This window comes from Isoptericola dokdonensis DS-3 (assembly GCF_001636295.1).
In the GTDB taxonomy this organism is placed as follows: Bacteria; Actinomycetota; Actinomycetes; order Actinomycetales; family Cellulomonadaceae; genus Isoptericola; species Isoptericola dokdonensis.
Genome location: NZ_CP014209.1, coordinates 1,843,118 through 1,855,780, shown reverse-complemented (window position 1 = coordinate 1,855,780; position 12,663 = coordinate 1,843,118). Strand labels below are relative to the sequence as shown.

Here is a 12,663-nt window from a genome sequence, read left to right as displayed (position 1 = left end):
CGGACCGGAGATGATCGGGGCGGGACCGTCAGCGACCCTGGAGCCGCTTGCGCAGGCTGCGCCGGGCGGCCCGCACGACCAGCCCCGCGACCCACGCGGCCCCGGCCCACGACGCCGTGCGCACGCCCCGGCCCGCGGCGCGCTGCCCGCGGCCGCGGAACTCGCGGATCGGCCAGCCCACCTCCTTGGCGTAGCGGCGCAGCCGCACGTCGGGGTTGATGGGGCACGGGTGGCCGACGGACCGCATCATCGGCAGGTCGTTGAGGGAGTCGCCGTACGCGTAGGAGGCCTCGAGGTCGAGGCCCTCGCGCTCGGCGAGCTCGCGTACCGCGGCGCCCTTCGCCTCGCCGTGCATGAGGTCGCCGATGAGCGCGCCGGTGTAGTAGCCGCCGTCGTGCTCCGCCACCGTGCCGAGGCAGCCGGTCGCGCCGAGCCGGCGGGCGATGAGCCCGCCGATCTCCACGGGGGTGGCGGTGACGAGCCACACCTGGTCCCCGGCGGCGAGGTGCTCGTCGAGGAGCCGCTTGGTGCCGGGGAAGATGCGCAGCGCGAGGACGGTGTCGTAGACCTCCTCGCCGACGGCGGTGACCTCGGCGACGGACCTGCCGGCGATGAGCGACAGCGCGCGGGTGCGGACGGTCTCGATCTGGGACCGCGACTCGCCGAAGACCAGGTACTTCGCCTGGATGAGGCCGAACCGCAGCAGGTCCGACGTGCCGAAGAACCGCCGCTGGTACAGAGCGCGGGCCAGGTGGAACGCGCTGGCGCCGCGGATGATCGTGTTGTCGACGTCGAAGAATGCCGCCGCGCCGGAGCTCGTGGTGGGCGTGGGGTGAGACGGCATGCCGTCCACTGTAGTGGCGCCGATACGATTGCCCCGTGAGCGGGCACCGGACCGGACCCGAGGCGCAGGCCCGGGTCGTGATCTTCAGCCGGGCAGGCTGCCACCTGTGCGACGAGGCACGGGAGGTGGTCTCCGCGGTGTGCGACGCGGCGGGGGAGACCTGGCAGGAGGTCGACGTCGACGCCGACCCGGCGTTGGTGGAGCGCTACGGGGAGTACGTGCCCGTCGTCGAGGTGGACGGCGTGCAACAGGGATTCTGGCGGGTCGACGGTGCGCGGCTCGCGCGCCGGCTGGCCCGGCCGGCGGGGAGGGGACAGGCGTGATCGAGATCGGTGAGGTGGCGGTGCCGACGGCGACGGTGGCGAGGCTGCCGTACTACCTGAGGGCGCTGCGGGACCTGGCGGGGGAGGGCGTCGAGGTGACGTCGTCGTCCGACCTGGCGGAGCGGTCCGGGGTCGGGTCGGCGCAGCTGCGCAAGGACCTGTCCTACCTGGGGTCGTTCGGCACGCGCGGCGTGGGGTACGACGTCGAGTCGCTGTCGTCGTACATCTCGGCGGCGCTGGGGCTCGGGTCGGAGCACCGGCTCGCGATCGTGGGTGTCGGCAACCTGGGGCACGCGCTGGCGAACTACTCGGGCTACTCCGCGCGCGGCTTCTCGCTGGTGGCGCTGCTCGACGCGGATCCCGGCGTGGTGGGCCGGACGGCGGCGGGTCTGCCCGTGGAGCACGTGGACGACCTCGAGCGCGTCCTGGCGGAGCGGCAGGTGTCGATGGTGATCCTGGCGACGCCGGGCGGCGTCGCCCAGCAGGTGGCCGAGCGGGTGGTGGCGTGCGGCGTGCGGGAGATCCTCTGCTTCTCCCCGGTGTCGCTGCAGCTGCCGGACGACGTGGTCGTGCGCAGCGTGGACGTCGCGGGCGAGCTGCAGATCCTCGCGTTCCACGCGGCCGCGCGTGCCGCGCAACCCGCCACGGCGGCCGCGCGGGCCGCGCAGCCCGCGGCGACGACCGGCCCCTGACGCGACGGACCCCGCGAGCCCGGGCGGGCTCGCGGGGTCCGGACGGTGCGGGGCGGCTCAGTTCTGCGAGATCGCCGAGACGTCGAGGGCGATCTTGACCTTCTCGCCCACGAGGAAGCCGCCGGTCTCCAGCGCGGCGTTCCAGGTGAGGCCGAAGTCCTTGCGGTTGATCTCGATCTCGGACTCGAAGCCGGCGCGCTGGTTGCCGAACGGGTCCTTGGCGGTGCCCTCGAAGTCGACGGGCAGCTCGACGGGCTGGGTCACGCCGTTGATGGTGAGGTCGCCCACGACGACGTAGCCGTCCGCGACGGCGGTCACGGCCTTGGACTCGAAGGTCCAGGTGGGGCGCTCCTCGGCGTGCCAGAAGTCGGCGCTCACGAGGTGCTGGTCACGGTTCGCGTCACCGGTGCTCACGGAGGTGGCGTCGAGCTCGACCCGCACGGAGGAGGACTCGAGGTCCTCGCCGACCGTGATGGTGCCCGCGGCGATGCCGATGGTGCCGCGCACCTTGGCGATCCCGGCGTGGCGGACGGTGAACGACGCGGTCGAGTGGGACGAGTCGACGGCGTAGGTGCCGGCGACGAGACCGGTGGGCAGTGCGGTGGCCATGGGTGCTCCTTGTCGAGGTGGTCCGTGGGGCCCGCTCCGGAGGGGGCGGGTCCATCGAAAAGCATGAACCAGGGTCCGTGCCGACCTATTCCGGGCCGCGACCTGCTCGCCGGCGTGATCCAGATCACATCCGCGCTTGTGAGACCTGTCACAACCGCCGGGGAGGGTGCCCGGACCCGACCGGAGCGTCGGGACGGATCTGGGACACTGGGGCGCATGGCCACCACCACCGTCCACCTCCTGCGGCACGGCGAGGTCCACAACCCCGACGGCGTCCTGTACGGACGGATCGCGGGGTACCGCCTCTCCGACCGCGGTCAGGAGATGGCCCGCCGTGTCGCCGAGCACCTCGTCGGCGCAGGTCGGGACGTCGTCGCCGTCGTCGCGAGCCCGCTCCAGCGCGCCCAGGAGACCGCCGCGCCCGTGGCGCAGGGCTTCGGCGTCGCCACCGCGACCGACGAGCGGCTGATCGAGGCCGGGAACAGCTTCGAGGGCACCACGATCGGCTCCCGCCCCGGCCAGCTCGCCCACCCGCGGTACTGGAAGCTGCTGTGGAACCCGCTGCGCCCGTCGTGGGGCGAGTCGTACGCCGACCAGGTCGTGCGGATGCGGGCCGCCGTCGAGGACGCGCGCCGCGCCTACGACGGCCACGAGGTCGTGCTGGTGAGCCACCAGCTCCCCATCTGGGCCACGCGCCTGGCGATGACCGGGTCCCGGCTCGCCCACGACCCGCGCCGCCGCGAGTGCACGCTGGCGTCGCTGACGTCGCTGCGCTTCGACGACGGCCGCTTCACGTCCCTGCACTACAGCGAGCCGGTGGCCGACCTGCTGCCCGGCGCGAACCCGGTGGCGGGCGCCTGATGCGCGCCCGCGCCGCCGCGGCCCTCGCCGCCGCCACGGGCACGGCCCTGCTGCTCACGGCGTGCGCCGCCGAGTCCGGCGCGTCCGACGTCGTCGGCCAGGGCTTCGTGTCCGGCGACGGCACGGTCCAGCAGTGGGAGCCCGACGAACGCGAGGACGAGGTCGTCGTGGAGGGCACCACGTTCGAGGGCGACGAGGTCTCCACCGCGGACTGGCGCGGCGACGTCGTCGTGCTCAACACCTGGTACGCGGGCTGTGCACCCTGCCGCGCCGAGGCGCCCGAGCTCGTCGAGATCGCGAACGAGCGCGCCGCCGACGGCGTGCACCTGCTGGGGATCAACACCGAGGACGAGGCCGGGGCCGCGCTGGCGTTCCAGCGCACCTTCGACGTGCCGTACCCGTCGATCGAGGACCGCAGCGGGCAGGTCGTGGCGGCACTGTCCGGCGTCGTCCCGCTGCGGGCCGTCCCGTCGACGGTCGTGCTGGACGCCGACGGCCGCGTCGCGGCCCGCGTCGTCGGGCAGGTCGCGGGCTCCACGCTCGAGGCCCTCATCGACGACGCCGTGGCGGGCACCACGACGTCCACCGAGGGCGACTGACGTGGGCGAGGCGTTCCAGACGACGGCGATGAGCGGCTCGATGCTGCTCGCCGTCCCCATCGCGCTGCTCGCCGGGATCGTGTCGTTCGCGTCCCCGTGCGTGCTGCCGCTGGTGCCCGGCTACGTCGGGTACGTCGGCGGCATGGCCGCGGCGAACGCGGGCACCGGCGGCGGCACGACGACGGCGACGCGCGCACCCGCGCGCAGCCGCGTCGTGACCGGTGTCGCGCTGTTCGTGCTCGGGTTCACCGTGGTCTTCGTGGCGCTCATGGCCGCCGCCGGCGCCGTGGGCGCCTACCTCGTGCGCTACGAGGACGTGCTGATCCGGGTGCTGGGCGTGTTCGTCATCGTGATGGGCGTCGCGTTCCTCGGCGGCATCGGGTTCCTCCAGCGGGAGCGGCGGCTGCACGTCAGCCCGCAGGCCGGGCTGTGGGGGGCGCCGCTGCTGGGCGTGGTGTTCGGGCTGGGCTGGACGCCGTGCCTCGGCCCCACGCTCGCGGCCGTGCAGTCCCTCGCGCTGGACGAGGCGTCGGCGACGCGCGGGCTGCTGCTCGGCGTCGCGTACTGCGTGGGGCTCGGCGTGCCGTTCCTGCTGGTGGCGCTCGGCCTGCAGTCCTCCCAGAAGATGCTCGGCTTCCTGCGGCGGCACCGGCTCGCCGTCCTGCGGCTCGGCGGCGGCCTGCTCGTCGTCATCGGCCTGGCCATGGTGACCGGCGTGTGGGGCACGGTGACGAGCCTGCTGCAGAGCTGGATCAGCGGATACACGACGGTGGTGTGATGGCAGGGCAGACGTACCGTCCCGACGGGATCGCGGACGAGTTCACGACCGGGGGCGCCGAGCCCGAGCAGGCAGACGGCGGCACCCCGGGCTCCGGCGCGGCGCCGCAGGCCCCCGCCCTCGGCTGGCGCGGCACGCTCCGGTGGACGTGGCGCCAGCTCACCAGCATGCGCGTGGCGCTCATGCTGCTCATGCTGCTGGCGGTCGCGGCGGTGCCCGGCTCGATCCTGCCGCAGCGTCCCCAGGACCCGGCGGCCGTCGTCGAGTACCTCGGCGAGCACCCCACCGCGGGGGAGTGGCTGGACCGGTTCGGGTTCTTCGACGTCTACTCCTCGCCCTGGTTCTCCGCGATCTACCTGCTGCTGCTGGTGTCCCTGGTGGGCTGCATCGTGCCGCGCACCCTCTCCCACGGCCGGGCGCTGCGCTCGCGCCCCCCGCGCACCCCGGCACGGTTCGAGCGGTTCCCCGCGCACGTGACCGCCACGACGTCCGCGACGCCGGACGAGGTGACCGGCGCCGTCGCCACGCACCTGCGCGGCCGGCTGCGGTGGTTGCCCTCGTTCCGGGTCGAGACCGGGTCCGAGGAGGCCCGGGCGGCCCGCGGCCGGATCCCCGCCCGGCCGGCCACCCGGACCGTCGCCGCCGAGCGCGGCTACCTGCGCGAGACCGGCAACCTGCTGTTCCACCTGGCGCTGGTGGGCCTCGTGGTCTCCGTCGGGGTGGGCCAGCTCCTGCACTACCGCGGCCAGGCGATCGTCACCGAGGGGCGCGGCTTCGCGAACGCCGTCGTCGACTACGACACGTTCGAGTCCGGCGCCTGGTTCGCCGAGGACTCCCTCGTGCCGTTCTCGATGACGCTCGACGCGTTCACCTCCGAGTTCGCCACCGACACGGTCGCGTTCGCGCAGTCGCGCGACTTCACCGCGGACGTGACGATCCGCGAGCCCGACGGCACCGAGAGCGCCGAGTCGATCAAGGTCAACCACCCGCTCGAGGTGGACGGCGCGAAGATCTACCTCCAGGGCAACGGCTACGCCCCCGAGATCACCGTGACCGACTCCGCGGGCGAGGTCGCGTTCTCCGGGCGCGTGCCCTTCATCCCGGAGGACCAGGTCTACACCTCGCGCGGCGTCGTCAAGGTGCCGGACGTCTCGGACGGGCTGGAGCAGATCGGCCTGGTCGGGTACTTCCTGCCGACCGCGGTCATCGAGGAGGACGGCTCCGCCCGCTCCGCGTTCCCGCTGCCCGAGGCCCCGCTGCTCGTCCTCGAGGTGTACCGCGGCGACCTCGGCCTCGACGAGGGCGTGCCGCAGAACGTGTACCGCCTCGACACCGCCGAGCTCACCCCGTCGCTCGACGACGACGGCGAGCGGGTCACGCTGCTGCTGGAACCCGGCGACACCGTGGACCTGCCCGACGGGCTCGGCACCATCAGCTTCGCCGACGGCGACGTCCCCCGGTTCGTGGCGCTCGACCTGCGCCACGACCCGTCGCTGGCCTGGGTGCTGACGTTCGCGCTGCTCGCCCTCGCCGGACTGACCGGCTCGCTGTTCCTCCCGCGCCGCCGCGTCTGGGTGCGATCATGGAGCGACGGCGGCGTCACGCACGTCGAGATCGCGGGCCTGGCCCGCGGGGACGACGCCGGCCTGGACGGCGAGGTCGACCGGACGCGCGCCGCCGTGCCGGGCGTCACCACCCCCGACAGCCCCACCGAACAAGGGACGGAAGACTGACATGGAGATCGCCGAGCTGAGCGACCTGCTCGTCTGGGCCGCCGCGACGACCTTCGCCATCGCGATGATCGCGTTCGCCGTCGACCTGGGCCGTCGCTCCGACGAGAAGGTCAGCGCTCGGGCGGCCACCGCGGTCGCCGTGGGCGCGGGTGCTCCCGCCGTGGCGCAGGACCCCGCCGGCGCGACGCCGGCCCCGCCCCGCCGGGCGGTCGGCATCGCGATGTCGACGTCGTGGCTGGGCACCGGTCTGCTGCTCGTCGGGATCGTGCTGCGCGGCCTGGCCGCCGGGCGCACCCCGTGGGCGAACATGTACGAGTTCACGCTCGTCGGGTCGTTCGTCGCGATGGCGGTGTTCCTCGGGTGGAACCTGCGCCGCGACGTGCGGTTCCTCGGCGCGTTCGTCACCGGCCTGGTGACGCTGTTCCTCGTGCTCGGGCTCAACGCGTTCCACGTCGCCGCGACGGGTGTGCAGCCCGCCCTGCAGAACTACTGGCTGGTGCTGCACGTCGGGGTCGCGATCACCGCGACCGGCATCTTCACCGTCGCTTTCGTGCTGTCCGTCCTGCAGCTGCTGCGCGACCTGCGCGACGAGAACTCCCCGTTCCTGGCCCGCCCCGGCTTCCGCTGGCTCGACCGCACCCCGACGCCCACCCTGCTGGAGTCGATGTCGTTCCGCCTCAACGCCGTCGCGTTCGTGCTGTGGACGTTCACCATCATCGGCGGCGCGATCTGGGCCGAGGACGCCTGGGGCCGCTACTGGGGCTGGGACCCCAAGGAGGTGTGGAGCTTCGTCATCTGGGTGATCTACGCCGCCTACCTGCACGCCCGCACCACCCGCGGCTGGTCCGGGCGCCGCGCCGCCTGGTTCGTCGTCGTCGGCTACGCCTGCGTGCTGTTCAACTTCACGGGCGTGAACCTCATCTTCAACGGCAAGCACTCGTACTCCGGCATCAGCTGACCGGGGCGCCGCACGACGCGGCGGGCGCACGAAGGGCGGGGGACCGGTGAGGTCCCCCGCCCTTCGTGCGTCCCGTGACCGGTGCGGGGACGATCAGTCCCCGCCGCCACCGCCGCCGTCGCTCCCGCCGCCGGTGTCACCGGAGTCGTGACCGCCGAACCCGCCCGAGCCGCCGCTGTCGCCCTGGTCACGTCGGCGCTTGCGCTTCTCCTGCTCGAGCCGCCAGAGGAACTCGGGGTCGTCGTCGGGGGCGATCGGCCCGGACGGGCGGCGCGGGCCGCGACCGGGGCGCGCGGTGCGGCCGCCGGCACCGCCGCGGCGCTTGCGCGCCTGGCGGGCGATGATCCAGGTCAGCGGGCCGAAGATCGGCAGCAGCACGATGACGAGCACCCACAGCCAGGTGGGCAGGCCGCCCTTGTCCTCGTCCTCGGAGCTCGCCAGGTCGGACAGGGCGTAGACGAGGAGCCCGACGACGACGATTCCCACCAGCACACGCGACATGCGTCCAGCCTAGTTGCCGCACGGGGTTCTCCGGCACGGCCCTCGTCCCGGAGGCCGCGACGGCCGGACTACGCTGGGACGGTGCCCCTCGTGACCTACACCGTGCTGCGCCTGCTGATCCTCGTGGCCGCCTTCGCGCTGGCCTACGCGGTCGGTGTGCGCGGCTGGCTGCTCGCCCTGGTCGCCGTGGTCGTGGCCTTCGCCGTGTCCTACCTCGCGCTGCCGAGGCAGCGGGACGCGGCGACGGCGTGGATGGCGCGGCGCGCCGAGCAGCGGGCCGCCCGCCGGGGCCGGGAGCAGACGACCGTCGACTCGATCGCCGCGGACGACGCCGCCGCGGAGGACGCCGCGTTCGAGCCGCGCCGCGTCGACCCGCCGGCCACGTCCGAGCGCTGAGGCGCCCCGACCCCACCGGCCCGGCGTCGCCGGGGCGGGGTCAGAGCGCCAGGCCGACGCCCAGCAGCACGCCGTAGGCGAGCTCGAACATCCCGGTGCCCGCGAGGACCGGGACCAGCGCGCGGCCGTGCGCCCCGGCGAGCACCGGGAGGACCAGCAGCACCGCCGGCAGGAGCAGCACGCCGACGAGCAGCACCCACGGGTTCCACAGCGCGCACACCAGGGCGAGCAGCACCGGCAGCACGATCCACAGGGCGTACAGGCGGCGGGCCCGGCGGTCGCCGAGCCGCACGGCCAGGGTGCGCTTGCCCGCCAGGACGTCGGTGGGGATGTCGCGGACATTGTTGACCATGAGCAGCGCGCAGGCGATGAGCCCGACGCCGACGGCACCCAGCACGGCCGGCCACGTCAGGCGGTCGGCCTGCGTGTACGTGGTGCCGAGGGTGGCGACCAGGCCGAAGAAGACGAACACCCCGACCTCGCCCAGCCCCGCGTAGCCGTAGGGGCGGCGGCCGCCGGTGTAGAACCAGGCCGCGGCGACGCACAGGACGCCGACGGCGAGCAGCCACCAGTGGCCGCTGACGGCGCACAGCGCGAGCCCCAGGACCCCGGCGACCCCGAACGACGCGAACGCCGCCCCCTTGACCTGCCCCGGCCGGGCGACGCCCGAGGCCGTGAGCCGCAGCGGGCCCACCCGGTCCAGGTCCGTGCCGCGCACGCCGTCGGAGTAGTCGTTCGCGTAGTTCACGCCCACCTGGAGCGCGAGCGCGACACCCAGGGCGAGCAGGGCGGGCAGCCAGGCGAACGCGTCCACCTGCGCGGCCGCGCCGGACCCGACCAGGACGGGTGCGGCGGCGGCGGGCAGCGTGCGCGGGCGCGATCCCGCGACCCACTCGGCGGGCGTGGCCATGCGTGCTCCTCTCAGCAGGCGGTGCGCGGACGCACCAGGTCGACGACGGCAGCGCGGTCGACCTTCCCGGGTCCGCGCAGCGGGAGCGCGGGCACCCGGAACACCTGTCGTGGCGCGGCGGCCGGGCCCAGCCTATCCGCGACGACGGCACGCACCCGCGCCAGCCCGGCGGCGTCGAGAGGCCGCGGCGCGCCGTCGCGGCCGCCGGCACGGGCGGCGTCCTGGTCCCGCTCGACGACGACCGCCACGACCGCCTGCCCCCACTCGTCGTCGGGGACGCCGACCACGCACACCTCGGTGCCCAGCAGGTCGCCCAGCACCACCTCCACAGCGGCGGGCGCCACGTTGACGCCGCCCGTGACCACGACGTCGTCGGCCCGCCCCAGCACCCGGAGCACGCCGCCGTCCAGCGCACCGAGGTCGCTCGTGCGGAACCACCGTCCGTCGGGTCCGTCGTGGAAGGCCGCGGCGGTGGCGTGGTCGTCGCCCACGTACCCGGTGGCGAGCGTCGGCCCGGCGAGCTCGACGACGCCGTCGGCGAGGCGCACCCGCACGCCCGGCAGGGCCACGCCGTCGTACACGCAGCCGCCGGCCGTCTCGGACATCCCGTACGTGCGCACCACCGGCACGCCGGCGTCGCGGGCGCGCTCCAGCAGTTGCGGCGGGGTGGCGGCCCCGCCCAGCAGCACGGCGCCGCAGCGGGCCAGGGCGCGCAGCGCCGCAGGCTCGCCGCCGTCGGCCGCCTCGACGACCCGGTGCAGCTGGGTCGGCACGAGCGAGACGTGCACGGGGTCGTCGTCGCGCAACGGCTCGGCGAGCAGGGCCGCCAGCCCGGCCGGGGTGAAGCGCTCGCCTGCGGGGGCGGCGACGGGCGCCCGGCCGGTGAGCAGCGAGCGCACCACCACCTGCACCCCGGCGACGTGGGTCGGCGGGAGGGTGAGCACCCAGCGGCCGGGACCTCCGAGCCGCGCGTGCGTCGCCGTCGCCGACGCCCGCAGCGCCGGTGCGCTGAGGGCGACCTCGCGCGGCGTCCCCGTCGACCCGGACGTGCGGACCACGACCGCCGTGCCCGCGGGCGGTGCGGTCGTGCTCAGACGGGGGAGCGGCGAGACGGCAGGGCCGCCGTCGAGCGCGCGCGCCACCGCGTCGACGAGGGCGGGCAGGTCGGTGGTGCTCACCGGGTCACGATAGGCGCTCGCCCGGGCCGCGGGGCCGCCCGGGGTGGCGTCCCACCGGCGTCCGGTCGCCCCCTACAGTGGTGCCACCCGACGACGAGGAGGGGCCCGATGCGTCCCACGCGCGCGACCGCACTGGTGCTCGCGACGATGGTCGCGCTGGCCGGCTGCGGCGCCACCGAGGTGCCGGCCGCCCAGGTCACGGTCGCACCCGACATGACCCGCGCCAAGATCGCCCCTCCCGCCCCCGTGCCACCCCCCGCGCCGGAGCCCGAGCCGCGGCCCGACCCGCGCTGGCCGCTCACCGGGATCCGGACGGACAAGGTGGCGAAGCGTCCCGCCGTCGCCGTGAAGATCGAGAACTCCGCGGCCTCGCGGCCACACACCGGGCTGCACCGCGCCGACATCGTGTGGGAGCAGGTCGTGGAGGGCGGCATCAGCCGGTTCGTCGCCGTCTACCACTCCGACCTGCCCCGCCGGGTCGGGCCCGTGCGATCCGTGCGGCCGATGGACCCCGCCACGGTCGCGCCGCTGCACGGGATCCTCGCCGCCAGCGGCGGCCAGCCGCCGTTCCTGCGTGCCGTGCGGGCGACCGGCACCCAGCTCCTCACGATGGACGACGGCGACCGCGGGTTCGAGCGGTCGTCGTCGCGGCCGGCGCCGCACAACGTCTACGGCGACGTGCGGGCCTTCGCCCGGCAGGCCGACCGCCGCCGCACCGAGCCGCCGCCCGCCCAGCTCGCCTACGCCGAGCAGCGCGCCGACGGCACCGCCCGCAGCCGCGGGAAGCGTGCCCGGGAGGCCGACGTGCGGCTGTCCCGTGCGCAGCGCACCACGTGGACGTGGAACGGCAAGGACCAGGCGTACCGCCGCAGCGACGACGGCCGCGCCTCGATGTCGTCCGGGAAGCGGGTCACGGCCCGCAACGTGCTGCTGCTGAGCGTGCGCGTCACGAGCACCGGGTACCGCGACCCGTCGGGCGCCGCCGTGCCGAAGACGGAGCTCGTCGGCAAGGGTGAGGGACGGCTCCTCGGCGGCGGCCGGTCGATCAAGGTCACCTGGTCGAAGAAGGGTGCGAAGGCGCCGTTGAGGCTGCGGCTCGCGCGCGGGGGCGAGGTGCTGCTGGAACCAGGCCGCACCTGGATCGAGCTCGTCCCGCGTGATGACGGCTCCTGGCGCGTGTCCTGACGTAGGGTGTGCGCGCCGACACACCTCCGGAGGTCCCGATGACCCTGAGCCGTCCCGCCACCCTGGCCGGTGCGTTCCTCGTCGTCGCGCTGCTCGCCGCCTGCTCCGGCGACCCCGAGCCCGCCCCCACCACGACGGTCGCCGCCCCGGTGGCCTCCGCCGAGAAGTCCGCACCGCCCGCCGTGCCCGTCGTGTGGCCGCTGACCGGCGTGCGCACCGAGGAGGTCGCGGAGCGGCCCGCGCTCGCGGTCAAGATCGAGAACTCGCCCGAGGCGCGGCCGCAGACCGGGCTGGAGGACGCCGACACCGTGTGGGAGGAGGTCGTCGAGGGCGGCATCACCCGCTACGTCGCCGTCTACCACTCGAGCATCCCGGACGTCGTGGAACCCGTGCGCTCGGTGCGCCCCATGGACCCCGCGATCGTCGCCCCGCTGGACGGGATCCTCGCCTACTCGGGCGCGCAGCAGCCGTTCATCGCCGCCGTCGGGGACGCGGGCGTCCAGTCGGTGATCATGGACGCCGGGGACGCCGGCTTCTCGCGGGACCCGAACCGGTACGCCCCGCACAACGTCGTCGGCGACCCGGAGGCGTTCCTCGCGCAGGACGACGGCGAGCGGACCAGCCCGCCGCCGCAGCAGTTCGCCTTCGCGGCCGCCGCCGACCGCGCCACCGCCGTCGTCGACGGCACGAAGGCCCGGGGCGTGGACGTCGTGATGTCCGCCGCGCAGACCAGCGCCTGGGCGTGGGACAAGAAGTCGGGCACGTGGCAGCGGTCGGAGGGCGAGAGCCCGTCGATGTCGGCCTCGGGCGTCCAGCACGCCGCGGAGAACGTCGTGGTGCTGGAGGTCGAGGTCGTCAACACCTCCTACCGCGACCCGTCGGGCGCCCCGGTGCCGGAGACGCAGCTCGTGGGGTCCGGCCAGGGGCTCGTCGCGACCGGCGGGCGGACCCTGGCGGTCGAGTGGTCGAAGGAGTCGGTGCAGGACCCGGTCGTGCTCACCGTCGACGGTGCCGTCGTCGAGCTCGCGCCCGGCCGCACCTGGGTGGAGCTCATGCCGTCGGCGACCGGCTCCTGGTCCACCTCCTGACTCCCGTC

At 74.9% G+C, this 12,663-nt stretch carries 15 protein-coding genes; 10 read left to right on the top strand and 5 right to left on the bottom strand.

Annotated features, from left to right (window positions below; genetic code table 11):
- Positions 1 to 28 precede the first annotated feature (28 nt).
- Entirely contained in the window at positions 29 to 844 is an 816-nt protein-coding gene (locus tag I598_RS08675; protein WP_068202617.1) for an HAD family hydrolase, read from the bottom strand.
- A gap of 35 nt (positions 845 to 879) precedes the next feature.
- Between I598_RS08675 and I598_RS08670 the strand changes: the two genes are divergently transcribed.
- Positions 880 to 1,167 (top strand): glutaredoxin family protein, encoded by a 288-nt coding sequence (locus I598_RS08670; protein ID WP_068202616.1) that lies wholly within the window; start codon positions 880 to 882, stop codon positions 1,165 to 1,167.
- A complete protein-coding gene (locus I598_RS08665) occupies positions 1,164 to 1,859 on the top strand; it encodes a redox-sensing transcriptional repressor Rex (protein WP_068202615.1) in 696 nt (231 codons plus the stop codon). Before I598_RS08670 ends, I598_RS08665 begins: the two co-directional genes overlap by 4 nt.
- 57 nt (positions 1,860 to 1,916) lie before the next feature.
- Here I598_RS08665 and I598_RS08660 read toward each other — a convergent pair whose 3' ends face one another.
- Entirely contained in the window at positions 1,917 to 2,468 is a 552-nt protein-coding gene (locus I598_RS08660) for a YceI family protein (RefSeq protein ID WP_068202614.1), read from the bottom strand.
- 216 nt (positions 2,469 to 2,684) lie between these two features.
- On the opposite strand from I598_RS08660, the gene I598_RS08655 reads away from it, so the two are divergent.
- Genes I598_RS08655 through ccsB form a run of 5 tightly spaced genes read left to right on the top strand, consistent with a single transcriptional unit; the run spans position 2,685 to position 7,397 of the window.
- Positions 2,685 to 3,329 carry a histidine phosphatase family protein gene (locus I598_RS08655; RefSeq protein ID WP_068202613.1) on the top strand — a complete coding sequence of 215 codons (645 nt, stop codon included), beginning with the start codon at positions 2,685 to 2,687 and terminating at the stop codon, positions 3,327 to 3,329.
- Positions 3,329 to 3,928: a TlpA family protein disulfide reductase gene (locus tag I598_RS08650; RefSeq protein ID WP_068202612.1), complete on the top strand. Its 600-nt coding sequence runs from the start codon at positions 3,329 to 3,331 to the stop codon at positions 3,926 to 3,928. Before I598_RS08655 ends, I598_RS08650 begins: the two co-directional genes overlap by 1 nt.
- A gap of 1 nt (position 3,929) precedes the next feature.
- Positions 3,930 to 4,706, top strand: a complete 777-nt coding sequence (locus tag I598_RS08645) for a cytochrome c biogenesis CcdA family protein (protein ID WP_083973072.1) — start codon at positions 3,930 to 3,932, stop codon at positions 4,704 to 4,706.
- Positions 4,706 to 6,439 (top strand): cytochrome c biogenesis protein ResB, encoded by a 1,734-nt coding sequence (resB, locus tag I598_RS08640; RefSeq protein WP_068202611.1) that lies wholly within the window; start codon positions 4,706 to 4,708, stop codon positions 6,437 to 6,439. The genes I598_RS08645 and resB overlap by 1 nt, the downstream gene beginning before the upstream one ends.
- A 1-nt stretch (position 6,440) precedes the next feature.
- Positions 6,441 to 7,397 carry a c-type cytochrome biogenesis protein CcsB gene (gene ccsB / locus I598_RS08635; protein WP_068202610.1) on the top strand — a complete coding sequence of 319 codons (957 nt, stop codon included), beginning with the start codon at positions 6,441 to 6,443 and terminating at the stop codon, positions 7,395 to 7,397.
- A gap of 93 nt (positions 7,398 to 7,490) precedes the next feature.
- Here the strand turns inward: ccsB and I598_RS08630 are convergent, their stop codons facing one another.
- Positions 7,491 to 7,898 (bottom strand): PLD nuclease N-terminal domain-containing protein, encoded by a 408-nt coding sequence (locus tag I598_RS08630; protein WP_068202609.1) that lies wholly within the window; start codon positions 7,896 to 7,898, stop codon positions 7,491 to 7,493.
- Positions 7,899 to 7,979: 81 nt separating this feature from the next.
- Here I598_RS08630 and I598_RS08625 point away from each other — a divergent pair, with 81 nt between their 5' ends.
- Positions 7,980 to 8,294 carry a DUF4229 domain-containing protein gene (locus tag I598_RS08625; protein ID WP_068202608.1) on the top strand — a complete coding sequence of 105 codons (315 nt, stop codon included), beginning with the start codon at positions 7,980 to 7,982 and terminating at the stop codon, positions 8,292 to 8,294.
- A gap of 40 nt (positions 8,295 to 8,334) precedes the next feature.
- On the opposite strand, the gene I598_RS08620 is transcribed toward I598_RS08625, so the two are convergent.
- Positions 8,335 to 9,204 carry a 1,4-dihydroxy-2-naphthoate polyprenyltransferase gene (locus I598_RS08620; RefSeq protein ID WP_068202607.1) on the bottom strand — a complete coding sequence of 290 codons (870 nt, stop codon included), beginning with the start codon at positions 9,202 to 9,204 and terminating at the stop codon, positions 8,335 to 8,337.
- 11 nt (positions 9,205 to 9,215) lie between these two features.
- Positions 9,216 to 10,382 carry an AMP-binding protein gene (locus tag I598_RS08615; RefSeq protein WP_157557188.1) on the bottom strand — a complete coding sequence of 389 codons (1,167 nt, stop codon included), beginning with the start codon at positions 10,380 to 10,382 and terminating at the stop codon, positions 9,216 to 9,218.
- A 108-nt stretch (positions 10,383 to 10,490) separates the two neighbouring features.
- On the opposite strand from I598_RS08615, the gene I598_RS08610 reads away from it, so the two are divergent.
- Together I598_RS08610 and I598_RS08605 are read left to right on the top strand one after the other, a co-directional pair.
- Positions 10,491 to 11,567, top strand: coding sequence for a DUF3048 domain-containing protein (locus tag I598_RS08610; RefSeq protein ID WP_068202606.1), 1,077 nt, complete (start codon positions 10,491 to 10,493; stop codon positions 11,565 to 11,567).
- Positions 11,568 to 11,605: 38 nt separating this feature from the next.
- Positions 11,606 to 12,655: a DUF3048 domain-containing protein gene (locus I598_RS08605; RefSeq protein ID WP_068202605.1), complete on the top strand. Its 1,050-nt coding sequence runs from the start codon at positions 11,606 to 11,608 to the stop codon at positions 12,653 to 12,655.
- Positions 12,656 to 12,663 lie beyond the last annotated feature (8 nt).

What these genes read in the sequence shown, in the direction of transcription:
- I598_RS08675 (WP_068202617.1), bottom strand. Translation starts at nt 844, where the DNA reads ATGCCGTCTCACCCCACGCCCACCACGAGCTCCGGCGCGGCGGCATTC.
- I598_RS08660 (WP_068202614.1), bottom strand. Translation starts at nt 2,468, where the DNA reads ATGGCCACCGCACTGCCCACCGGTCTCGTCGCCGGCACCTACGCCGTC.
- I598_RS08655 (WP_068202613.1), top strand. Translation starts at nt 2,685, where the DNA reads ATGGCCACCACCACCGTCCACCTCCTGCGGCACGGCGAGGTCCACAAC.
- I598_RS08650 (WP_068202612.1), top strand. Translation starts at nt 3,329, where the DNA reads ATGCGCGCCCGCGCCGCCGCGGCCCTCGCCGCCGCCACGGGCACGGCC.
- resB (WP_068202611.1), top strand. Translation starts at nt 4,706, where the DNA reads ATGGCAGGGCAGACGTACCGTCCCGACGGGATCGCGGACGAGTTCACG.
- ccsB (WP_068202610.1), top strand. Translation starts at nt 6,441, where the DNA reads ATGGAGATCGCCGAGCTGAGCGACCTGCTCGTCTGGGCCGCCGCGACG.
- I598_RS08630 (WP_068202609.1), bottom strand. Translation starts at nt 7,898, where the DNA reads ATGTCGCGTGTGCTGGTGGGAATCGTCGTCGTCGGGCTCCTCGTCTAC.
- I598_RS08620 (WP_068202607.1), bottom strand. Translation starts at nt 9,204, where the DNA reads ATGGCCACGCCCGCCGAGTGGGTCGCGGGATCGCGCCCGCGCACGCTG.
- I598_RS08610 (WP_068202606.1), top strand. Translation starts at nt 10,491, where the DNA reads ATGCGTCCCACGCGCGCGACCGCACTGGTGCTCGCGACGATGGTCGCG.
- I598_RS08605 (WP_068202605.1), top strand. Translation starts at nt 11,606, where the DNA reads ATGACCCTGAGCCGTCCCGCCACCCTGGCCGGTGCGTTCCTCGTCGTC.